The organism is Streptomyces sp. CCM_MD2014 (assembly GCF_000772045.1).
Classification (GTDB): Bacteria; Actinomycetota; Actinomycetes; order Streptomycetales; family Streptomycetaceae; genus Streptomyces; species Streptomyces salinarius.
Window position 1 is genome coordinate 6,043,226 of record NZ_CP009754.1, and the last position, 24,150, is coordinate 6,067,375.

The 24,150-nt window shown below is 76.7% G+C and carries 6 protein-coding genes (1 of these 6 running past the window's edge); 3 read left to right on the forward strand and 3 right to left on the reverse strand.

Annotated elements, in window-relative coordinates; translation table 11 throughout:
* Both NI25_RS26875 and NI25_RS26880 read left to right on the forward strand, forming a co-directional pair.
* Positions 1–16,440 carry the 3' portion of a lonely Cys domain-containing protein gene (locus NI25_RS26875; protein WP_061444898.1) on the forward strand. Its footprint begins 13,182 nt before the window's first position, so the window shows 16,440 of its 29,622 coding nt (coding positions 13,183–29,622); its start codon lies beyond the left edge, outside the window; it ends in the stop codon at positions 16,438–16,440.
* The gene (locus NI25_RS26880) at positions 16,437–17,036 is read left to right on the forward strand and encodes a type VII secretion system-associated protein (RefSeq protein WP_061444899.1); all 600 of its coding nucleotides are present in this window, start codon (positions 16,437–16,439) and stop codon (positions 17,034–17,036) included. Before NI25_RS26875 ends, NI25_RS26880 begins: the two co-directional genes overlap by 4 nt.
* Positions 17,037–17,106: 70 nt before the next feature.
* On the opposite strand, the gene NI25_RS39805 is transcribed toward NI25_RS26880, so the two are convergent.
* The 3 genes from NI25_RS39805 to NI25_RS26890 all read right to left on the reverse strand — a co-directional run bounded on the left by NI25_RS39805 (position 17,107) and on the right by NI25_RS26890 (position 20,098).
* A complete protein-coding gene (locus tag NI25_RS39805) occupies positions 17,107–17,265 on the reverse strand; it encodes a hypothetical protein (RefSeq protein WP_199561034.1) in 159 nt (52 codons plus the stop codon).
* 111 nt (positions 17,266–17,376) lie between these two features.
* On the reverse strand, positions 17,377–18,885 hold the full coding sequence (locus NI25_RS26885; protein ID WP_061444900.1) for a GAF domain-containing protein: 1,509 nt from the start codon (positions 18,883–18,885) through the stop codon (positions 17,377–17,379).
* 67 nt (positions 18,886–18,952) lie between these two features.
* Entirely contained in the window at positions 18,953–20,098 is a 1,146-nt protein-coding gene (locus NI25_RS26890) for a rod shape-determining protein (RefSeq protein ID WP_061444901.1), read from the reverse strand.
* A gap of 306 nt (positions 20,099–20,404) precedes the next feature.
* Here NI25_RS26890 and NI25_RS26895 point away from each other — a divergent pair, with 306 nt between their 5' ends.
* Entirely contained in the window at positions 20,405–24,049 is a 3,645-nt protein-coding gene (locus NI25_RS26895; RefSeq protein ID WP_061444902.1) for a S8 family serine peptidase, read from the forward strand.
* Positions 24,050–24,150 lie beyond the last annotated feature (101 nt).

A 24,150-nucleotide genomic window follows, 5' to 3' on the forward strand; every position in this document is an offset into this window, starting at 1 on the left:
CTGTACGAGCTGGTCGCGGCCGAAGCCGGAGTGGACCGGGAACCGCAGTCGCTGTACCGCGCCCTGAACCGGGTCGCCCGGCAGGTCCTGCACCTTCCCGGCGACGCCCGGCCGGGCCCCGCCGACCACCGGCTCCTCGGTTCCCTGGCGCTCGACGCCTCCTCGGACGACCTGGAGACCACCGACGACCTCTCCCGCTACTTCGTCGAGCGGCAGATCGAGACCGGACGCGGCGCCCTCGACGAGGGCACCCTGCTGCGCGACACCGCCCGCGACGCCGCCGGACGCGACTTCGGCAGGACGGGTCGGCCCGCCCCCGCCCCCGGCTCCTACCTCCTGCGCGGCACCGGCCGGGTCGTCGAGCGGCCCGCACCGTGGCACAACCCCTACACGGTCGTCGCCCAAGCGGTCGACGGGGCCGTCGAGGTGTCCCTCATGCCGGGCCGGACCTTCCGGGTGACCCGCCTCGACGAACTCGCGATGCTCATCTCCTACGACGACCGGCGGCCCCGCGGCGCGGACATCGTCCTGGCCCTGCCCCCGCGGATCGCCGAGCCCCTCGCCGTCCTCGTCGCCGGCACCACGGGCCGGCGCGTCTGGCGCCCCGAGGCACCGGTCACCGTGGCCACGCACCCCACGGCGGGGTCCCGCCTCGCCCTGGACCTGCGCGACGGCGACACCGGCGCGGGCTGGGTGCCGGTCGACCCCTCGGAGCGAGACGGCCTCCCGGGGGCCCGCGACCTGAGCAGCGACGGCGAGAGCGACGCCGGACACGACGACGACAGCGAGCGCTCCAGCAGCGACGGAGACGCGGAGTTCGACCGCCTCGCCGACGAACTCGTCCTCGAACGACGGATCGACGCACGCCGCACCCGGCCGCTGATCACCCGCGACTACGGCGTCATCGACAAGCGCGGCACCGGCGTCCTGTTCACCCGGCCGCTCCCGCGCCGCGTCGCCGAGGTACCCGTCGGCGGCGGCACCGGCGACGGCTCCGACGCGCTGCTCCTGCCGAGCCAGGACCACGGCACCGTCCCGATGGCCGACCGGCCGCCGCTGCACGTCTCCGAGGACCGCACCCTGGCCCTGCCCGCCGACGGCGAGCACACGACCGGCCGCGGCCGCCAGGTGTACGCCACCCGCGCGGCGATCGACGCCTCCTCGGCACGGCTGGCCGCCGCGGGGGCGGGCCTGCGGCTGAAGGCCGACGAGTCGACGGGCGTCCTGCTCCCGCGCGAGGACGGCTCGTACGGCGCCCCCCTGTTCCGCGTCGAGCCCGAGTTCCTCACCCCGTCCGGCGCCTCGGAGCACGCCTTCACGCGCGACTTCGCCCAGATGCTGGCCGGCATCGGGTCCGCGCCCCTGTCCCACGTCGCCTTCCGCGGTCCCGCCGACGACGTCGTCGCCACCGCCCCCGTGAACGGACAGCACGGCCGGGAGGTCACCGGCACCCACCACCTGGCCGAGGCCCTGGCGGAGGTCGCCGAGGGCAGCCGCCCCGCCGACGAGGTCACCCCGCGCTGGGCCGCCCGCCAGACCGGCCGCGACCCGCGGTTCACCGGCGGTGTCGTCGGCGCCCCCACCCCCGGCGAGCGCTACGGCGGCGCCCTGAGCCACGTACCGGCGGACAACCCCCGGCGCGGCCGGCTGGCCGCGGCCGCGCGGCGCATCGGCGTCAACGAGCACGCCTGGGCGGGCGTCGGCGAGGGCTACCTGGTCCAGTCGGTCAGCACCACCAACGACAGCGGCGCGCAGCTGTTCACCCACAACCACGCCAAGCCCGGCGACCGGGTCGGCCCGCACGCCCCGTACCACTTCGCGCAGGTCGTCCTCGCCAGCGAGGACGGCACCCACCAGATCACGCTGGAGAACGAGACCCACTCCCGCGGTCCGGTCACGGACGCCGAACTGGACGCGATCGTCGAGGAGAACCTCGACCGGCACGGCGGCGACGGCCTGAGACGGCTGGCCGAGGCCGCCGAGCGGCGCCTGGCCGAGGCGGAGCGCGAGGGCACGGACGCGGAGCGGACGGCCCGTTCGGCCGACCTCGCGCGGGCGGCCAGGGCCCTGGCCGAGGTCCACGACGCCGAGCAGATCCCGTTCTACTTCGACGAGGACCGCCCCGAACACGCCCTGGCGCTGCGCGAGGCGGACCGGGCGCGCGCCCGCGCCAGGGAGGCGGTGCGGGCCGCCGCGCCGCTGCCCGACCCCAAGGACCTGTGGTTCTTCCGGGCGTACAGCAAGCGGCCGGGGGAGTCGGCGCACGAGGTCAACGCCGCGCTGCTGTCGCAGGAGGCGCCCGCGACGGCCAACCCGCTGACGATGGTGGTCCTGCACGGTCACGCCCCGCGCCCCCACCAGCGGACGATCCGCTTCGCCCGCGAGCAGCACGGCCTCCCCGCGGACGCCGACGGCACGATCGACGCTCTGGCCCGGACCCTGGCCCGCACGGGCCTGTGGAACCGCGCCCACGGGCTGCCGGCGCCGGCGGTCACCGTCACCGGGCACGGCAACCGCTCGCAGGCCGTCGCCCGCAAGCGGGCCGAGGCCGTCCGCGGGGCGCTCGGCGCCCGGCTCTCCCGGATCCTCGCCGCGTCCCAGCAGGGGAGCACCGGGACCCCCCTCGCCGTACGGGACTTCGAGCTCACCCTGGAGGCCAAGCGGGTACGCGGAGCCACGGACCCCGACGCCGGGCGCGTGGTGAGCGTCGACATCGACGACCACCGCCGGGCCGAGCCCACAACGCCCGCCGGCGCCGCGGTCCCGCACCCGACGGCCGGTGCCCCGGCGGCCGCGCGGCCCGCGGCGCCCGGCCCCGGGCAGACCGCCGCGCACGAGGAGACCGCTTCGCGCGAGGGGACCGGCCCCGCGCGGACCGCGTCCCCCGCCGGTTCCGCCTCCCGCGCGCGCAGCCGCTCCCCGCAGCCGGGCCCGGAGCAGCGGAACAGCGCCGCGCCGCCGTGGGTCATGGCGCGCATCCGCTACGCCGAGGAGTCCCTCGCCTTCGACAAGCGGCTGGGCGAGTACCTGGCCGAGCGCGAGGCCGTCGTCGCCGAGTACCGGAAGATGGCGAACGCGGCCTGGAAGGCGGCGCGCGAGCGGCACCCCCGCAGCCTCGACGCGTTCGGCGACACCAGCAAGTACAAGGCCGGCGTCGTCGGCACCTCCCGCCAGGCGCTGCAGCAGGTGCTGCGCGGGGGCAACCTGCGCGAGCTGGTGGCGCTGCTCTACGAGGGCATCTCCAGCGACTTCGTGCCCATGATGCTCGGCGGCAGGGAGCAGCAGCCCCCCGAGATCGCCGAGGAGCGGCCGAGCCGGCGGCAGCGCGAGACCCACGCCGAGTTCGAGCGGCGCGCCAAGGAGATCCTCGCCCGGCCGGACCTGGACCCCGAGCAGAAGAGGGCGGCGGTCGAGGAGCTGGAGCGGTCGGTGACGATCGGCACCCGCCCGCAGGACGCGCGCCCGCCGCTCAGCGAGGCCGAGCGGCGCTTCGCGGTCAACGAGCACGGCCTGACCTGGCTGCCGGCGACGTCCCTGTACGACCTCGCGATGAGCGCCGGCTTCCAGCAGCGTTCGGAGGCGTCCGGCGGCCTGGTGGCGACCGGCACCGCCGGATCCACGTACCGCTTCATGCTGCACGCCGCCCGGATGCGGGAGCAGTGGGGCGTCGACCTCGACCTCGGCCTGATCCGGGCCGGCATGCTGGCCGTCTCCCTCACGGTGGACCACCACACCTTCCACGAGGTGATGCGCGGCGCCCAGCTGGCACTGAACGACGTGCCCGGCCACGACCCGGCCCTCGACTACACGGACAACTGGGGCCGCTACTGGAACATCCACCCCTTCGGCGAGCAGGAGCTGCGGGAGAACGTCGCCCGTGACGGGCGTTTCCCCGACGAGCACGCCCGGGCCCTGCTCGACGAACTCGAAGGACGGTCCCTCCCGCCGGCCCGGACCGGTACCGGCCTGCCGCACCGCCCGGCACCGGCGCGCCCCGTCCACACCCGGCCCGCCACCACCGGCCTCAACCGCCCCCGGTCCCAGCCCCAGCCGCAGTCGCAGCAGCAGCAGCCGCCGCAGCAGCAGCCCCGGCCACAGGCGCCGGACCTCACGGTGCCGCAGCGCACCAACCCGCTCGACGCCCCCGCGACCGGCCCCGGCTCCTCCCCGGGCGTCGTCACGCTCCAGGACGTGACGTCCGACGAGGCCGAACGGCATCGCGAAGGGCTCCTGGACGCGCTGTACGGCCTGGGCGCCCTCGGCGACGTCGACCGGGAACGGGCCGCCGACGCCCTGGAGCGGCTGGACCGGCTGCGGGTGGCCGACCCCGCGCTGCGCGGCGGCTTCCTGGACCTGGACGCGATGGTCCGCCGGGCGCTGCTGCTCGACCCCGCGGAGCCGGTGAACGCCGCGGCCCGCGGCGCCCTGATACGGCTGATGACGGTTCCCTCGTCGGCGCGGGTGGCCTCCCCGGCCGCGCTGTCCGCCCACTACCTGGCCCACCGCGGCGCCTTCCACCCCGACTTCCGGATCACCGACGCCCAGGGCCGCCCGCGCGGCCGGAACTGGACCGGCCGCGCCCTGCCGGCCGACTTCGACGCGGACAGCACCGGCCGGGTCCGGCGCACCCCCGACGGCACGACGGCGGACAGCGGCGCCGAGGACGCGCCGTGGCGTCCCGCGCCGGGCGACCCCGGCCCGTACCTCGTCCTGACCGCCGGCCGGGGCGAGGGGACCGTGGTGCGCGGGCTCGGCGGGTTCACGCGGTCCGTGCCGCCCGAGGTGCTGTACGAACTGATGGCCCTCGACCGGGACCTGGCCGGCCGTCCGGGCGCGGTGCTGCTCCACGCCGGACAGTCCGGCGCCGCGCCCCCGGAGCTGCCGCGCGGTCTGGCCGACCGGCTCGGCCGCGAGGTGTGGGCCGCCACCGGCCGGGCGGGCATCGGACACCTCCCGAGCAGCCCGGACCGTTCGAGGCTCCTGCTCCTCGACGACGAGGGACGGGCGCCCCGCGGCCAGTGGATCGTCAGCACGCCCGCCGTCGCGGCCGACGGACCCGCGGGGACGGCGGACGACCGGGTCACCGCCGTCCCCGTCGCCCACGACGGGCACCGGTCCACCGGCTACCTCTCGATGGACCTCGCCCGGGAGCCGGACGGCGGCTGGTCCCGGACGCTGGAACACAGCCGCCTCGGGTCCGTCACCTCCTACACCCACCTGCGCAGCGGCTACGACCACGGCAGCACCCCCGCCCCCCTGCCCTGGGTGCGACTCGGCCTGCCGGCACCGTACTTCCCCAACAACCACGGGGCGCCGGGCAGCGTCGTGTGGCACACCCCGCAGGGGCCGCGGGAGGACGACGGCCCGCGGTTCGCCCGGACCCTCGCCCGCCGCCGCAGCCTCGCCTCGCTCGCCCCCGGACACCCCGTGGTGCCGCTCATCTGCTACGCCGCGGCCCGCCCCGGCATCGGCGGCGTCCTCGGGGGCGACGTCGCCGGACCGCTGCCGTTCGTGCCCGACCCCCTCGCGGTCGTCGCGACCGGCCAGCACATGGCCAACGAGACGGGCCGCACCGTGTTCGCGACCGTCCTGTCGAACTCGGTCGGCCCGGCCCGGCCCAACGACCCCCAGTCGTACGTCAACCTCCTGACCGACGCCCGCGGCCACGCCCACCCGTGGGTCATGTTCCGGCCCGAGCCGGCCGGAGACGCGCTCGACCTGCGGGCCCGCACGGCCGGCCTCCACACGGGCGCGGGCCCCGTCCCGGATCCCGAGCGCGAGCGGACCCTGCGACTCGTGCGGGCGTTGCGCGAGGTCTTCGGCCCCGAGGTCGACGAGAGTGCCGCGTACCCGCGACTGCTGCGCGGCATGGGCGCCCTCGACCTGATGCACCGGGCGGACCCCGCCCTGAACCGCGACGGGGCACGCCGGTTCACCCTGGACCTGTACGAGCAGATCCTCGCCCGGCACCGCTCGGCCGCACACGCCCCGGGGCCGGTACCGCCCGTCACCGCGGACGACCACCGCCGCCTGCTCACCGAGGCCGCCGCACGTCTCGACGCCGGCCGGCCGGGCCCCCTGGGCGACTGGCTCGCCCTGCCGCACCTGGCCCACCTGCTGGCGGGTCTCCCCGCGTCCCCGCAGCGCGAGCACCTGGCCCGGCAGATCCTGGGACTCGACGCCACGGCACCGGTGGGCGAGAGCGAGCTCTCCCGGCTGGTGTGGGCGTCGTTCAAGGTCGCCCTGGTGACGAGCCGGGTGGACCGGGGCGCGTTCACCGCCGCGGTGCTGCACCTGCCCGCCCCCGACCCGACGCGGTTCGGCGAGGCGGTGACCGTGGCGCGGCAGGCGGCGGCCGTCGGCCGCGACCCGCGGCGCATCCACGAACTGGCCGCCCACCACCTGGAGCGGCAGGGCGCGCTGGCGCCGCAGCGGCTCCTGACGAACGCCGACGGCACGGCGTGGGGCCGCGCACTGGACGGCACCCACCGGCCGCCGGGCACCTTCGACCCGAGCGTGGTCACCCTCCTCGGGCACGGACCCGACGGCTCCCTGGTCCCGGTCGGCAGCGAGCCCGCGCCCTGGGCGGCGCAGCCGGGCCGCCCGGCCCCCTTCGTCTACGTCGCCGACGGCGACGCCGACGGGCTGGTGCTGCCGGGACCGCTGCCGGCCGCGGTGCCGGCCCGGCAGTTCGGCGAACTGGTCTTCCGCGACGCGGAGCTGCTCGGCAGGGCCGGCCACACCGAGGTGGTCGCGGTGGTCCCGCACGGCAGCCCGGCCGGGACCCGGCCGTCCGCGGGCAGCCTCCCCGACGAGGGTGCCCGCAACTCGGCGCGCAACTGGTGGGCCACCCGCGGTGCCACCACCCTCCACCACGACCCGGCGACCGGCACGTACACCGTCGCGATGCTGCCCGGCCCCGACGGGCAGCCGGCCCCGACGGGCGCCTGGGACCGGACCGCCCGTCCCAAGGGCGACCCGGAGGGCCCCGCCACGGACCCCGTCGCGAACGCCGCCAACTCCGCCGCGGCGCGGGGGACGGACGGGCCGGCGCGGCCCGTCACCGAGTCCGGCGGCGCACCCGCCGACGCCACCGCCGTCGTCCCTGACGCCGCCGACGCCACCGCCGTCGTCCCTGACGCCGCCGACGCCACCGAGGCCGTCACCGGGGCCTGGGACGCCCACGCGCGGGCCCTGTCCGCGCTGGGCGCCGCGAACGACGCGGCCGCGACGACACAGCGAACCGGTGGCGACGTGGCCGCCGTCGCGGACGCCCGGGCGGAGGCCGACGCGGCGCGCCGCCGGCTGGAGGACGCCGAGGCGCGGCTGCGGGCCCTGGGCGTCGCCCCGGAGGCACTCGGCGCGGCCCGGCGGGCCCGGTGGGAGACCGGGGAGAGCGCCGGGGTCCCGTCCGTCCCGGGGGACGCCGAGGCCCGCCGCCGGATCGCGGACCGGGTGACCGAGGCGGACCTGCCGTCGGCGGCGCCGCCCCCGGCCGAGGACGAGACCGTCGGCCTCGGCGAGCTGGAGGCGGCGGGGATCACGCCCTCCGTCGGGCAGCGCACCGAGATGACGCTGCGCGGCGACGACCGGCTGCCCGCGTCCGCGCTGACCCCGCTCGACCTGGCCCGCGTCCGGATGACCGGCCCCGGCACCTGGACGGCCGCGTCGGAGGAGGCCGCCGCGAACGCCGCGCGGCGGCTGTGGGCGCGGGCGTACGCCGGCTTCGCGGACGCGGTACCCGAGGGCACGGACGAGGCCGAGGCCTCCCGCGCCTGGTCCGCCGCCGTCGTCCTGGTCCTGCCGGCCGAGCCGCACGACGTACTCGCCGACTCCCGCTACGCGGGCGAGGACTTCCGCGACGCGGTGCGCCGGGTCGCGGACCGGGTGCTGGCCGGGGGAGGGGACGCCTGGTCCGCCGCCGGACCGGCCGACACCCTGCGCCGGAAGCTGGGCCTGCTCCCGCGCTGGACGACGCCCGGCCCCGACGCGCGGACCACGGCGGAGGACCCGGCCGGGGCGGCCGGCACCCACCCGCCCGGGGACACGGCACGGGCCGCCGGGACGGACGCCGGGGCGAGGGGCGTCCGTCCGGCGGGGCCGTCCGGGACGCGACGGCAGGCGCCCGCGGCCCAGTCGGGGTCGGGCACCGACCTGCCCGACACGGACATGCCCGACACGGACATGCCCGACGCCGGCACCGCCGTCCCGGACGGCCCCGCCCCGGACTCCACCGGCCTGCCCGGCTTCGACCCGTCCGTGCCGGACGGCGTGGACGGCCCGGACGGGATGGACCTCGACCGGACCGGCGTCACCGATGCCGTGGTCCCCGGCCTCGACCTCGGCGGCCTCGATCTCGGCGGCTTCGACCTCGGTGACTTCGACTTCAACGGCTTCGGCTCCGGCGACTTCGGCCTCACCGACGTGGACCTCGGCGGCTTCGGCCTCACGGGTGCCGACGTCGCCGGTGACGCTCCGGTCCTCGTCGGCACCGACCCCTCCGGCGACCCGCCCGGCACGCAGCCACCCGCCCCGGCCCCCGCCCCGACCGGGCTGGAGACGGCCGGCGGGCAGACGGTGTTCGCCGCGCCGGTCACCGCCGCGCCCGCGAGGCCGCTCGCACCCCTGCCCCGGCTGAGCCTCGTGGCCTTCGACCCGGCCGGGACGACCCCCTCGGCCGACGCCCGCGAGGGCGTCGCACGGCTGGCGAGGCGCGTGGCCCGGGCCGGTCTGCGCAACCGGCGCGCGGGGGTGCCCCTGCCGAAGATCGACATCGCCGGGTACGGCGCCGACGCGCGGGGCGCCGGTACGGCGGGACAGCGGGAGCAGGACGCCCGGCGACGCGGCGACGAGCGCGCACGGGCGGCCCGCGCACTGTTCACCCGGGAACTGGACGCCGCCCTGGACACCCTCCAGAACCGGCTCCCCGCGGGACGGCCGCGGCTCACCGCTCGGGACTTCACGGTCACCTCGCGCGGCCGCGCACGGCTGTCCGGCGGGACGGTCACCACGGCGCCGGCCCTCCGGGTCGGGCGTACGGAGCTGGGCCGGCAGGCCACGATCGCGGTCGGCTCGCCGGGGCACGCGGCGGCCGTGGAGGTCCTGGACGCGGCGCGCCGCGACGACCCGGTGCTGCGCTCGGGCGGGTTCGAGGCGGACGCGGTCGCACGGCGGGTGCTCCGCCTGGCGCCGTACGTCCTCGTCGACCCGGAGATGCGCAGGGACCTGTACGCGATGGCGCGGCGGGCGGCCGAGGCCGGACGGGCGTCCAGCGTGGCGGCGCTCACCGCCTTCCACCTCGCGGAGGAGGGCGTCCTCGCGGCCGACCGCACCCGGCACCTCGCCATCGGCGGGACGCGCGTGCCCGGCCTGAACTGGACCGGCCCCGAGACCGCCGAGCTGAACGGCCTGCTCGTGGAGGAGATCCCGACCGACGGCACGGGCACCGTCGTGCCCCCGCCGGTCCCGGGCACCCCTCTGGGCACGACGGACCTCGCCCCGTGGCCCTGGGACGCGACCCCGTACGCCGTCCTCGCCGACGGGGGCCACGACAGGGTGACCGCGACGCTGCCCGACGGGACGACGCGCGACCTCGACGCCGACGCGTTCGCCGAACTGGTCGCGGCCGACCCGGCGTTGCGGTCCATGCCCGACGCGACGCCGATCGTGCTGGCCGTGCCGTTCGCCGGAGACCGGTACCTTGACCTGCCGCGCACGCTCGCGGACCGCACCGGCCGCACCGTGTGGGTGCACACCGGAGTGGCGCGGCGCCACCCCGACCCGGCCTCCGGCACCACCGTCGCCGTGCTCCGGCGCAACGGCAAACCGCACGGCTCCTGGCTCGCGGTCACCCCGGGCCTCGCCCCCGAGGCCGACGACTCGGCCCCGGCCTGGCACCGCGACGTCCTGAGCCAACCCGTCGTCAGCGACCTGACGGGGCGGCAGATCGGCCGCAGCCTGCACGACGACGGCGAACTCGTGGAGCGCGAGGACCATTTCAGCCGTCTCGACCGGATGACGGTGTACGCCCACTACAACCCGGCCACCCGTACGTACTCCGCGAAGCTCCCGCTGGACGACCCCGGGCCCAAGGACAAGGCGTACCACCTGGCGGGTCACGGTCTGCCCGGCCGGCTGTTGCTCCCGCTGGCCGGCGGCGGATCGAGGCCGGCCGACCGGCACGAGGCGGGGGAGTGGCTGCGGCGGCGCAAGAGCCTGTCGAGCCTGCCCGAGGACCACTGGATCGACCTGGTGGTCTGTCACTCCTCGGCCCCCCGGGACAGCGCCACCCAGGACCGCCCGCCCGCCGGCGGCCTCTTCCGCGCCGCACCGTTCGCCGCCGACCCGCTCGCCGACGACGCGGTCTCGCTGGGGCAGCACCTCGCCAACGTGACGGGACGCACGGTGCGCCTCTCCCACAACGTGCAGGGCGCCGGCACGCACGGCGACGACCCCGCGCGCCTGCTGTGGACCGACGTCCGCGGACGCCGCTGGTGGTGGGAGACCAGCCGCCCGGAGCCGGGCGAGGCCGAGCTGGACCGGCTGGCGGCCCGGGCCGGTCTCCCGGGAGAGCCGTCGCCGGCCGGCCGGGCCGCGACCCTGCGCCTGGTACGGGCCCTGCGCCGCGTCCTCGGACCCGACGCGGAGGACGCCGCCGACCACCCGGACCTGCTCCGCGGCGCGGCCGCGCTGGACGCCATGCGCGCCGCCGACCCGGTCCTCGGCCCGGCCGGGCCCTTCTCGCTCGACCTGCTGCACCGGGTCGTCGCGGCCCACCCGTCGGCCGCCTCCGGAGCGGACCGCGCCGCCGTCCGCCGGGTGCTGAACGCGGCCGCGCAGGCGTGGCAGGCCGCGCCGGGCGCACCGTTGAGCCGCTTCGTGAACCTGCCCGCACCGCACACCGCGGCCCGCTGGCTCCGGGACACCGCGGCGGTGGACGCGACGGCCGTCGCCGCACTGGGGCTCGCCGGCCCCGAGGACGTGGGCGCCGCCGAGCGGGCCCGCGTGTTCTGGGCCCGCGTCAAGGCGGTGGAGACTTCGGCCGCGGCCGGACCGGACACGCTCACCAGGAGGGTGCTCCACCTCGACCCGGCCCTCGACGTGGACGGTGCCGGGCACGAGTCGGCCCTGGCTCTGCTCACTCGGGGCTTCGCGGCCGGCCGCGACATGGCCGACCCCGACGTGGCGGCCGCCTACGCCCTGGAGACCGGCGGTGCCTTCGACTGGACCGCGACGCTCACGACCATGGGCACGGAGTCCGGCGGCGGGCGCGACTGGCGGGACACGACGACGCTGCTGCCCGAGGTGGGCAGGGTCAGGACCCCGGCCGGACTCGCCGACGCGCCGTGGGCCGGCCCGGACGGCCACGGCGGGAACCGTCCCGTCCCGTACCTGGTGGCGGCCCACGTCGACCTCCAGGACGGCACCCGCCTCCAGGTGAGCACCGGCGGCACCCTCCGGGACACCTCCGCCGCCGAGTTCGCCGAACTGCTCGCCGCCGACCCCGACCTCAACCGCAGGGACCTGTCGGTCCCCGTCCTGCTGGTGCTCACCGGCATCGACGGGCCCGCGCCCGGCGTCGCGGACACGATCGCCCAGCGCCTCGGCCGCAGCGTGTGGTGGAGCCGGTACCCGGCGGAGCTCTCCGGCACGGACGACACGGGCTCCTCGGTGCCCACACTCGTCCCGTCGCTCGTCACCGCGGGCACCCCGACCGCCGCCGACTGGCAGGAGGCCCGCCCCACCGACCCCGCCCGCCCCGAGGAGGGCCCGCGCCCCGTCGCCCCGCCCCTGCCCGAGGCGCCGCTCGCCCGGTACCCCGCCGGTCTCACCGGCCCCACCGGCCTCCCCGGCTCCGCGGAGGTCCCGCTCGCCGCCGCCAGGGCGCGCTCGTCAGCCGGGGAGCCCATGGAGGGGGTGGAGCCGACCTCGGCGCCCGCCCTCACGCCCGCGCCGCCCTCCGCGCCCGCGCCCGGCCCCTCCGCCCACCCCGTGTCCACGGGCCCGGCAGCCCCGTCGCCCTCGTCCCTGCCCCGGCGGAGCCTCGTGGCCTACGCACGGGAGTCCACGGTTCCCTCGCCGGCCGGCCGGGAGACCATCGAGCGGCTGGCGCACCAGGTGGCGGCCGCCGGGCTGCACAACCGCGCGAATGGCTGGGCCCCGCCGCGCGTCGAGGTCACCGGCTACGGGGCCGACGGCCCGGGCAACCGGGGCCTGAAACGGGCGACGGCCGCCCGCAACCACTTCCTGCGCCGGCTGACCGAGGCGCTGGAGCGGTCGCAGCGGGACCTCCCCGCCGGCGCCCCCCGGCTGACCGCCCAGGACTTCCGCATCAAGGCGGTGGCCGTGTCCCGCGTACCCGACGACTGGACGGGCACGGGCGAACTCGCCGGAACCGGCCGGGCCGACCTGGGGCGGCAGGCGACGATCCGCGTCGTCCAGGCGCCGGACGCGACCGCGACGCAGACCCTCGACGCCCTGCGCCGCCGCGACCGCGAGCTGCGCCACCGCCCGCTGGACGTGGACGCCCTCGCCGCCCGCGTCCTGCACCTCGACCCGGGCACGGCCGTGGACCCGGAAACCCGCGACGCCCTGTTCGCGCTGGTGAACCGGGCCGCCGCGGCCGGACACGCGACGAGCCTGGCCGCGCTGGCCGCCCACCACCTCGCCGAACTGGGCGTCACCGACCCGGCCCGGAGCCGTCACTTCACCACCGGGGGGCGCCGCGTGCCCGGCCTCAACTGGGACCCGGACGCCGCCGCGGCCGCCGAGCTGGACCCCACCCGCAGCGACGTACTGGAGGACACCGGACCGGGGCCCCGCACCGTCGCGGAGACCCGGCAGACCCCCTGGGCCCGCGGCATCACCCCCTACGTCGTGGCGGCCGGCGGGCGGCACGACGCGGTGCGGGCGCTGCTGCCGGACGGCACGACGCGGGACCTGGACGTCGACGAGTTCACGGAGCTGGTGGCGGCGGACGTGGCACGGGAGCGGCTGCCGAAGGACACCCCGCTCGTGCTGGCCGTGCCCTTCGCCGGCGACCAGTACCTCGCCCTGCCGCGCACGCTCGCGGACCGCACCGGTCTGACGGTGTGGGCGCACAGCGGCGAGGTGACGCTCGGTTCGGACGGCGGCGTGAGCACCGTCGACACGGTCCGGCGCACCGGCTCCCCCGAGGGCGACTGGACCGCGAGCGAGCCCGGCCTGGCACCCGAGCCCGACGACGACGTACCGGAGTGGCACCACCGGGTGGCCACCCGGCCCATCGTCAGCGCGCTGACGGGCAGGCAGATCGGGCGGGCCTCGCACCACGCCGCCGAGTGGGCGGCCGACTTCGAGGACGACGACCGGCACCTGGACCGGATGACGACGTACGTCCACTACTACCCGGCCACCGGACTGGTCTCCGCCGAGCGGGAACTGCCGCGGCCCGGCCCGGAGGACACCGCCTACCGCCTGGACGCGCACGGCTCGCCCGGCCACCTGCACCTGGCGATGCGGGACGGCACCGTCAGGCCGGTCGACGAGCGGGAGGCCGGAGGGTGGCTCAGGCGCCGCAAGAGCCTGTCGAGCCTGCCGAAGGACCACTGGATCGACTTCGTGGTCTGCTGGAGCGGCGCCCCCCGGGACCGCGCCGTGCCGGCGGCGCCGAACACGGCGAGCGACGCCTACGCCGGACCGTTCGTCCCCGACCCGCTGAGCAGCCTCTCCATGGGCCAGCAGCTCGCCAACTCCACGGGCCGCAGCGTGCGGCTGTCGTACAGCGCGCAGGGCACCCGGAGCAGCGACGGCCGCTACACGCGGACTCTGTTCGCCGACGCGCGGGGCCGCCACCGGGCGTGGGCCCTGTTCCGGCCCGACCCCTCGGAGGCCGACCTCGACCGGCTGGCGGCCGTCGCGGGCCTGACCTCCGGTGACGGCGAGGTCTCCGACGAGATGCGCGCCGGGACGCTGCGCCTGGTGCGGGCGTTGCGGCTGACCTTCGGCCACGACGTGGACGACGCCGCCGACTTCGGCGAACTGCTGCGCGGTGTCGCCGCGGTGGACCACATGTGGCGCAGCGACACGGACTTCGACGACGCCGGCCCGTTCACCCTGGACCTGCTGAACCGGGTGGTCGCCGCGCACCCGGAGGCCGCCTCGGGGGTGGACCGGGCGGCCGTGCGCCGCGTGCTGGCCGCCGCGGCGGAGCACTGGGCCGCGTGGCCCGGTGACGAACTGGTCGGTTTCGTGGAGGTGCCGGCGATCGAGGCGGCCGCCCGGTGGATGCGGGACGGCGACCCCGGGGACGAGGCCGTCACCGCCCTGGACCTCACCGGCCCGCACGAGGTGGGCGAGACCGAGCGGTCCCGGATGTTCTGGGCCCGGGTCAAGGCCGAGGAGACCCTGAGCGCCCCCGGCACGGACCTGGACGCGCGTGTGTCCAAGGTGCTCCACCTGCCGCCCGGCACCCGGCCCGCCGGCCACCGCGACACGCTGCTCGACCTGCTCACCCGCGCCTTCGCCGCGGGCCGTGACGCCGCCGACCCGGACGTGGCGGCCGCCTACCACCTGGACGAGTCGGGGGCCTACGCCACGACCGACGTGGAGACGGCGAACGGCGGTGAGAGCGGCGACGGCCGGGACTACACCGCCGAGCAGACGCCGACGACGGTCGACCTGACGCGGTTCGACACGCCCTCCGGCGTCGCGGACGCGCCGTGGGCGGACCGTGAGGGCCCCGCCCCCTACCTCGTACGGGTCACCCCGGACCGCAGGACGCCCGACCTGCTGGAGCTGTCCTTCGAGGGGGAGACGCACCGGGTGGCGGCCGGGGAGTTCCTCGAACTCCTGGCGCACGACGCCTCGTTGACCGGTAAGGAACTGAGCGTACCGGTCGTCCTCGCGTTCTCGTCCGCCGACGGGGACCCCGGCGACCTCGCGGGGCGGGCGGCCCAGCGCCTGGGCCGCACCGTGTGGTGGACGGAGTTCCCGGTGGACCTGACCCCGACCGGCCCCTCGGGGGAGCCGGTCCTGACCCTGCGGGCGACACCCGACGGCGACGTACCGGACGCCGGCGCCTGGGAGCAGGCCCGCCCGGCCCAGGCCACGTCCCCCGGCGACGCGCCGCGCCCGGTCCAGGCACCGCTCGCCAGGGCCGCCGCCCCGCTCCTCGAGTCGTTCCCGGCCCTCACCCTGAGCGAGGACACGGACACGGACACGGACACGGGAGGGGAGGCGTACGACTCGGACTCCGGCTCGGCCCCCGACCCCGACGTCGACGCGGCGACGGCGGACGACGCGGAGGGACGCGCGGACGGCCGTCCCGCGCCCGACTGGGTCCTGGCCCGCATCCGCTACGCGCAGGAAGCCCTCCTCTTCGAGCAGCGGCTCGCCGCACACCTCGGGGAGAACGAGCAGGTCAACGCCGAGATCGGCAAGGTCGTGCGGGCCTTTTGGAGCATCACCCTGCACAACCGGCTCGACTACCGGCTGTTCGGCAGCAGGAGCGAGATGTCCGCCGGCGCCGTCGGGCAGCGGTACGAGGCCCTCGCGCGCGTCGTGGACTCCGGCAACCTGCGGGAACGGGTCACGTTCCTGTTCAACGGCGTCGCCAAGGACCTCGTCCCCCATCTCATGGGCGGCGTCGAACCCCAGCATCCGGTGATCGCGCTGGAACGCAGAGACCGGCACAAGAGCCAGCTCTTCCTGGAGTACGAGCGCAGGGTCGCCGAACTCCGCGCGGCGGAACTGGACCCCGAGGACGAGGCGCAGGAGATGGACGACCTGGAGGCGATGCTGCGTACGCCGCTGCGCCCCGACGAGGTCGCTCCGCCGCTCAGCGCGGCCGAGTGGCGGCGGGCGGTCCGGGACGGCGAGCTGCTCTGGTCACCCGCCGGCATGGAGCACACGCTGCCGATGGCCGCCGACTTCCAGGCGCGTTCCGAGGACTCCGGGGGCCTGGTGCTGACCGGTACCTCGGGCAGCGCCTACCGCATCCTCACGCACGTGGCCCGGCTGACCCGGCTCACCGGTGTCCCGGTGGACCTCGGCCTCATCCGGGCCGGGCTGGCGAGCATCCTGGTCGGCGTGGGGCACCACAGCTTCCACGAGGTGATGACCGGGGCCCAGCTGGCCCTGGACGAGTTCGACCCCCGGGCGGCCTCGGTCTACTCCGACAACTGGGGCCGGTACTGGGACGTCTACCCGCTGACCGAGGAGGAGCTGCGGACCTCCGTGGCCCGTGAGGGCCTCTTCCCGGACGAACACGCCCGCGCCCTGCTCGACCGGCTGAAGGCAGAGCGCACCGCGACTTCACGCCGGGACGACCCCCGCGTGTCCGCGGACGGTGCAGGTGTGCCCGCGCCGGACGACGCCCCCGACCCCGCGCCGGGCGGGGCCGCGACGCCCACCCGGGGCGGTGTTCCCGATGCACACGATGACAAGAGGACGACGAGATGAGTGAGTCCGGCGCCCAGGCGCCCGCCGCCCCCCTGGACCCCGAGCCCCCGCAGGAGTACGTCGAGGCGGCCAGGCTCGCCCCCGATCACTGGCTCTACCTGCCCGACCCCGCCTGGCGGGGCGAGGGGCCGCCGCCCGACTGGGCCGTGGTCGGACAGTGGCGTTCCGATTCCGACGGCACGATCGTCGAGTGGGAGGACAACCCGGAGTACCGGCCCTCCCCGGAGGCGATGGGCTGGCCCGAGCCCGCCGACGAGATCGACCGCGCCATCCAGCTCGCCACCACCGGCTACGGCCCGGCCGAGGACGTCACCGCGGCCCTGTCCGGAGCCGAGGTCGCCGTTCTGGTCACCGCGGACGGCGAACCGGTCCGGGTCTCGGCCCCCGACGGCACCCCGGCGGTCCCCGTCTACACCTCCGCACGCCACCTCCACGCCGCGGGCCGCCTCGCCTTCGAGAACCTGCCGGTCAGCATCCTGCTCACCCGTGTCCCCGCCGGTCACGCCCTGTACCTCAACAGCAGCGCCGCGGTCGGCATGGTGCTCCCGACGGAAGGTCTCGCCGACCTGCTGGCGCGGGGGACCGGGCCGGGCTGACCGGCCGCGAGGCTCCGGGGCGGCCCATGGGCGACGGGGCGGCCGACGCCGGCCCGCGGCGCCGCCCGCCTCAGCGAGGCGGCTTCCGGTCCCCCGGGCTCCCCGGCGCGCCCTCGTCCTCGTCGCGTTCGCCCTCGGCCTGGGAGGGAGTGGTGTGCGGCACCTCCGGTGCGTCGTTCTGGTCGTCGTCGCGTTCGCCCTCGGCCTGGGACGGGGTCGGCTCGCTCATCGGGTCCTCCTCCAGCTCCTGCCCGGCGGGATCGCGGTCCGGGTACCCGTACCGGCCGTCCCCACCACCCGTGAACCGGGCCGGGCGCCAGGGCCCGCCCGGTGCGTGCCTTCACAGCGGCGACCACCACGTCACCGTGGTCCCTCCACCAGGGCGCCCGCCACCGACCCCCGCGCCGGCGTCCGCAGCGGATTCGTCCGTACCGCCGCCCTCCGGGGCGACGCCCCCCGCGCCGTCCCCGTCCGTACCGTCGTCGAAGACGGTCAGCCGCACCCCGGCCCGGCCGTCGGCGAGCGGGGCGGCCGCGTCGACGGCGATCTCGACGCGCGAGACGTTCCCGCGGGCGCACGCCTCCGCCAGCGCGTGGCGCAGGGCGGTGATCAGGCGGTCGGCGACCGGGCCGGGCACGCGGGTGTCGACGGCGCCCAGGAAGCGGGCGGACGGGGCGAAGCCGAGCCGGGCGGCGGCGGCCGCGGTCTCGCGCAGCACCCGGCCCCGCAGCCCCGTCGGCGGTTCGGCCGGGGGCTGCTGGAGGGCGAGGATGGTGGTGCGGACGTCCCGGACCGTTGAGCGCAGTTCGTCCACCGCCTGGCGGAGGATGTCGTCCACCTCCCGCGCGCCGGGCCTGCGCCGCGTGGACTCCAGCATCATGCCGGTGGCGAACAGCCGCTGCACCACCAGGTCGTGCAGGTCGCGGGCGATGCGGTCGCGGTCCTCGTAGACCGCCAGCCGCTCCCGGCCCCGGCGGGCGTCGGCCAGGACCAGGGCGAGCGCCGCCTGCGAGGCGAACTGCGTCGCGAGCAGCCGCTCCACGTCCGTGTAGGGGCGTCCGCCGCGGCGGCGGGGCAGGGCGAGGGTGCCGATGAGCCGGCCGCTCGCCTGCAGGGGCAGCATCATGCTCGGCCCGAACCGGTGCCGTACGCGGGTGGTCATGCGCGGGTCGGTCGCCGAGTCGTCGAGGAACACCGGCTCGCCGCCGAGGAGCTGCTCCAGGACCGGGCTGCCCGGCGCGATGGTGGCGCCGACCATGTCGTCCGGATCGTCGGGCGTCGAGGCGGTCACGATCTCCATGCCGCCCTCGGCGGTCGGGTGCAGGATGACGCCCGCCGAGGCGTCGGCGAGCATCCGGGCCCGTTCGGCCACCGTGGTCAGCGCGTCGTCGGTGCCCTCCTCGGTGAGCAGCGCCGTGGTGACGGCCGCCGCGCCCTCGATCCAGCGCTCACGCTGCCGGGCCGTCTCGTACAGCCGGGCGCTGCCGATCGAGATGCCGGCCTGGGCGGCCAGGACCCGCAGCACCTGCTCGTCCTCGGCGGTGAACGGCCCCGACCCGGGCCGCCCGGTCAGCCGCAGCTCGCCGATCTCCTCGTCCCGGACGTGGACCGGCACCCGCAGCAGGGGAGCCGTCTGCGGTGCGGGCTCCGGGCCCGGGTCCGGGGTACGGATTCCGGCGATGCCGCCCTCGCGAGGGTCGGTGACCACCAGGGCCGCGCCGCCGGCGCCGGTCAGTTCTGCGGCGCCGTCCACGATGCGCCGCAGGACGGTGCGCAGATCGAGGTCGGTGCCGGCGCCCAGGAGCGCTTCGAGGAGACGGGTCAGTCGGGGCGCGGGCTGCGCGGTCATCCGTCGGGCATCCTCGGTTTCCTGCCGCCCCCGGTGTCCTGGCCCCCCTCGGGCGTCCGGCGGCGGATCAGCCGGTGCCGGAGCCGGAGCCGGAGTCGGCGCCGGAGTCCGGGCCGGCATCCGTGGCGGAGCCTGAGCGGGCAGCGCCGACACCGGCGTCCGAGGTCGTCGGGTGGAGGACGAGGGGCTCGACCCGGCCCTCCAGCATGCTGCCGAGGCCCTGGACGGCGCACACGTCGGGCCGCTCCGCGATGTGCACCGGCATGCCGGTGGCCTGACGCAGCATCTGGTCGAAGCCCGGCAGCAGCGCGCTGCCGCCGACCATCATGATCCCGCGGTCGGCCAGGTCCGCGACCAGATCCGGCGGGCAGTCCCGCAGCACCTTGCCGATGCCGTCGAGCACGGCCGTCAGCGGCGTCTGGATGGCGTTGCGCACCGTGGCGGTGTCGACCCGCACACTGCGCGCCAGGCCGGTCGCCACGTCCCGGCCGTGGATCTCGGTGGACGCCGGTCCCTGCGGGGTCAGTCCGTTGCCGGACAGAGCGAGCTGCAAGGGGCGTACCGACTGGCTGGGCAGTACCAGCTCGTGCTGGTGGCGCAGCAGCTGCACGATCGCGTGGTCCACGGCCTCGCCGCCGACCGGGATGCGCTCCGCGGTCACGATCGAGCCGAGGGAGAGGACCGCGACCTGCGTGGCGTGCGCACCGCACACCATGATCATGGTCGCCTCGGGCCGCTCCACGGGCAGTCCGCAGCCGACCGCCGCCGCGATGAGGGTGTCGACGAGTTCCACCCGGCGCGCGCCGAGCCCGACCAGCGTCTCGATCGCCGCCCGCTGGGACAGCGGGTCCGCGTCGTGCGGGGTGCAGACGGCGGCCCGCAGCCGGGGCTTGCGGCGCAGGGCGCGCCGGATCTTGTCGCCGAGCAGGTGGCGCAGCATGCGCTGGGCCATCTCGATGTCGACGACCGTGCCGCCGGAGACCGGACGCACGACACGGATGTACCCGGGGGTGCGGCCCGTCATCTTCTCCGCGAACTCGCCGACCGCGATGAGCGCGCCCGTGCGGGTGTTGACCGCCGCGGCGGACGGCTGGTCGACGACCAGTCCCGCCCCCTTCACGTACACGCGGGTCCGCGCCGCGCCCAGGTCCACGGCGAAGTGGCAGCGGCGCAGCGCCTCCAGACTGGCGGTATTGGCAGTACTGGCGGTCATGGCGAATCCTCCCGAGAGCGCGGACCGTGGCGGGGCCGTCCGGTGGCCGGCCTGTGGCACCGATCGTGCGCGGCGACACGTCCGTGCGCCTGCTGGAGGGGGCCGGGCGGGGGGCCGCTGAACGGGGGGTGTCCGGCCGGGGTGCCCGTCCCGTCGAGGCTGTGCGTCCCGCCCCTTGGCCGGCCTCTCGCGCCACTGGCGGGAACCCGCCAGGGCAGCTTTCCGCCGCGTCCGGCCAACTCCCCTGCCCCGCAAGCCCCCTGAGACTGCTCAGAGCACTCTACGACGACACGAAGAGAGACGTGGATGAGCACAGGACCAGTCAGACGTGGGGCGACCCTCCTGTCGGCGGGGCTCGTGATCGCGCTGCTGCCGGCCGGGACGGCGGCGGCGCAGGAGCCGCCGCCCGACCCGGCCGGCACCCCTCGCACGGCCTCCGCGGCCGGCACGGCCCGCACCGTCACCCTCGTCACCGGCGACCGGGTGACGGTCACCGAGCTCGACGGCGGCAAGAAGACCGTCACGGTCGACCGGCCCGAGGGCGCCACCGGAGCCGTGCGCACCAGCAGCTCCGGCGGCCGGACCGTCGTCGTACCGGACGAGGCACTGCCGTACCTGCGCGACGGCAGCCTCGACGAACGGCTCTTCGACGTCGGCGAACTGCTGGAGCAGGGCCTCGCCGACACCGAGACCGGAGAGCTTCCGCTGATCGTGACCTACGACAAGAGCGCGCGGGTCGCCACCCCGAGGGGCGCCGAGCGGACCCGGGCGCTGCCCAGCGTGCGCGGGGCCGCCGTCGAGGCCGACAAGGGACGGACCTTCTGGCGGGAGTTCACCCGGCGCGGCGCCGGCATCGACGGCGTGTGGCTCGACGGGCGGGTCACCGCCTCCATGGCCGAGTCCAACGCGCAGATCGGCTCGCCCGAGGCCTGGGAGGCCGGGCTGACCGGCAAGGGCGTCACCGTGGCCGTGCTGGACAGCGGCGTGGACGCCGGGCATCCGGACCTCGCGGGGCGGATCGCGCAGAGCAAGAGCTTCATCCCCGGCGAGGAGGTCGCCGACCGCAACGGCCACGGCACGCACGTCACCTCCACCGTGGGCGGCAGCGGTGCCGCCTCAGACGGCAAGGAGAAGGGCGTAGCGCCCGGCGCCACCCTGGCGGTCGGCAAGGTCCTCTCCGACGAGGGCTTCGGCAGCGAGTCCGAGATCATCGCCGGCATGGAGTGGGCCGCCCGGGACGTGGACGCCGACATCGTCTCGATGAGCCTCGGCTCGACCGAGCCGAGCGACGGCACCGACCCCATGGCCGAGGCCGTCAACACCCTCTCCCGCGAGACCGGCGCCCTCTTCGTCATCGCGGCCGGGAACACCGGCACCCCCTCCTCCATAGGCTCGCCCGGAGCGGCCGACGCCGCCCTCACCGTGGGCGCCGTGGACTCCGCCGACCAGGCGGCCTGGTTCACCAGCGCCGGGCCCCGCTACGGCGACAACGCGCTCAAGCCCGACCTGTCGGCCCCGGGCGTCGGCATCCTCGCCGCCCGGTCCCGGCTCACCGAGGGCAGCGGCGACTACACCGGCATGGACGGTACGTCGATGGCGACGCCGCACATCGCCGGTGTGGCCGCCCTGCTCGCCGAGCAGCACCCGGACTGGACCGGCGCGCGGCTCAAGGACGCGCTGATGTCCACGTCGAAGGAGCTGGACGCCTCCGCCTACCAACTGGGCGCGGGCCGGGTCAGCGTGCCGGGCGCCGTCCACGCCGACGTCACCGCCACCGGCAGCGCCGACCTGGGCTTCTACTCCTGGCCCTACGACGCCGAGGAGCCGGTCACCAGGACCGTCACCTACACCAACTCCTCCGATGCGGACGTCGAGCTGAAGCTGTCCGTGCGGGGCGCCCCCGAGGGCGTCGCCACCCTCGCCGACACCACCCTCACCGTGCCCGCGCACGGCACCGCCGCCACCACCGTCACCGGCGACGGGGCGAAGGCGCCGGTCGGCACCACGAGCGGGCGGATCGTGGCGGCCGACGCGAGCGGCACCACTCTCGCGCACACCGCGTTCGGGCTGGTCAAGGAGGAGGAGCGGTACACGCTCACGGTGCACGTCAAGGACCGCTCCGGTGCCGCGACGCCGGCCGACCTGACCGTCCAGCAGCTCGCCGAGGGCATCGACCCCGTCCCGGCCCACGTCGGGGAGTCCGGCACCCTGGAGCTCCGGCTCAAGCCCGGCACGTACAGCCTGACGTCCTTCCTCGACGTGCGCGGCAGCCACGGCGCCGACTCGCTCGGCCTGGGCTTCCTCGCCGCACCGGAGGTCGTCGTCGACCGGGACCGCGAGATCACCCTGGACGGACGTGAGCTGCGCGAGCTGAGCGCCGACGTCCGCAAGCCCACCGAGACGCGGCAGCTGCTCATGGAGTACGACCGCAGCGCGAACGGCTCCGACCTCTTCGGCGCCGTCCAGGTGCCGCTGACGTACGACAGCGTCTTCGCCGCGCCCACGGAGAAGGTCACCGAGGGCGGCTTCGAGTACCGGACCGTGTGGCGGCTCGGCAAGCCGCTCCTCGAGGTGAAGGGGATCGGCGAGGCCACCGTCCAGTCCGGGGGCACCCTGATCGAGGGCCGCACCCGGCTGCCGCTGGTCGACGTCGGTGACGGGCCCTTCCCGGACGGCGTGCGCGGCAAGGCGGTCCTCGCCGAGCTGACCGAGGGGACCGAACCGGCGGCGCTCGCCCGGGCCGCGCAGGACGCCGGCGTCAAGGCGCTGTTCGTGACCGACGACGCCCCCGGCCGGCTGATGGCGTGGTGGGGCACGGACGACAACGCGGACCGGCCGCTGCAGATCGCCACGGTCGACGCGGCCGACGCCCGCCGGCTGCACCGGGCCGGCCGGGTCGACATGACCGGCACCCGCGACACGCCCTATGTGTACGACCTGTCCGAGGGACACGAGGGCGCCGTGCCCGACCGGGACCTCACCTACGCGCCGGGCCACCGCGACCTGGCCGTGCTGCACACCAAGTACCACGGCGACGAACCGTCGAGCGGCGGAGAGTTCCGGTACTCGCTCACCGACACCTTCCCGGTCGGGCTCGGCTTCCGGGAGCGGATCGACTACCCCGTCGAGCGCACCGAGTACGTGTCCACCGGACCCGGCCAGCTCTGGCACGAGACCGTGACCAGCGCCGACGGAGCGCTGGAGGAACGCGGCGGACTGTCCGCGTACCGGGGCGGCTCGCGGGCGGAGCTGAACTGGTTCAAGCCGGTGTGGCACCCCTACCTCGGCACCGGGCTCGGCTGGGGGCAGCAGCGCTCCGGGAACCAGCTCCGGTTCAACGCGCCCGGCTGGGGCGACTCGGGGCCCGACCACACCGGCTTCGGCGACGTCTGGAGCGAGGGCAGCGGCATGTCGCAGACCACGTCGGTGTACCTCGACGGCGAACTGGTCGACCAGGGGCCGGGTTCCGCCGTTTACGCGTGGGACATGCCCGCCGACGAGCACACGTACCGGCTCGTCACCGACACCGCGCTCGACGCGAAGCGCTGGCCGCTCGCGAGCGAGGGCCACGCGGAGTGGACCTTCCGGTCGGCGGCCGCACCGGACGACCGCTGGACCTACCTGCCGCTGATCAACCTCTCCTTCGACGTGGACACCGACCTCGCGGGCACGGTGCGCGGCGGGAAGAAGCTGCGGATCGGGCTCGGCGCGGAGTACGTGGCGGGCGCCCCGGACACCGGGACGATCGGCGGCGGGAAGCTGGAGGTGTCGTACGACGACGGGGGGAGCTGGCACCAGGTCCGGCTGCGCGAGGGTGAGGGGGAGGCGTCCTGGCACGGGACGCTGAGCGTGCCGCGCGACGCGGAGCACGTCTCGCTGCGGGCCTCCGCGCGCGACGACCGGGGCGGCTCGGTCACCCAGGAGATCGCGCGGGCGGTGGCCGTGCGGTAGGCCCTCCGCGCGCCCATACGCGGACGGCGCCGCCTCCCTGGGACGGGGAGGCGGCGCCGCCTGGGTTCTCGGACCGTCAGACCAGCCAGCCGACGAAGTGG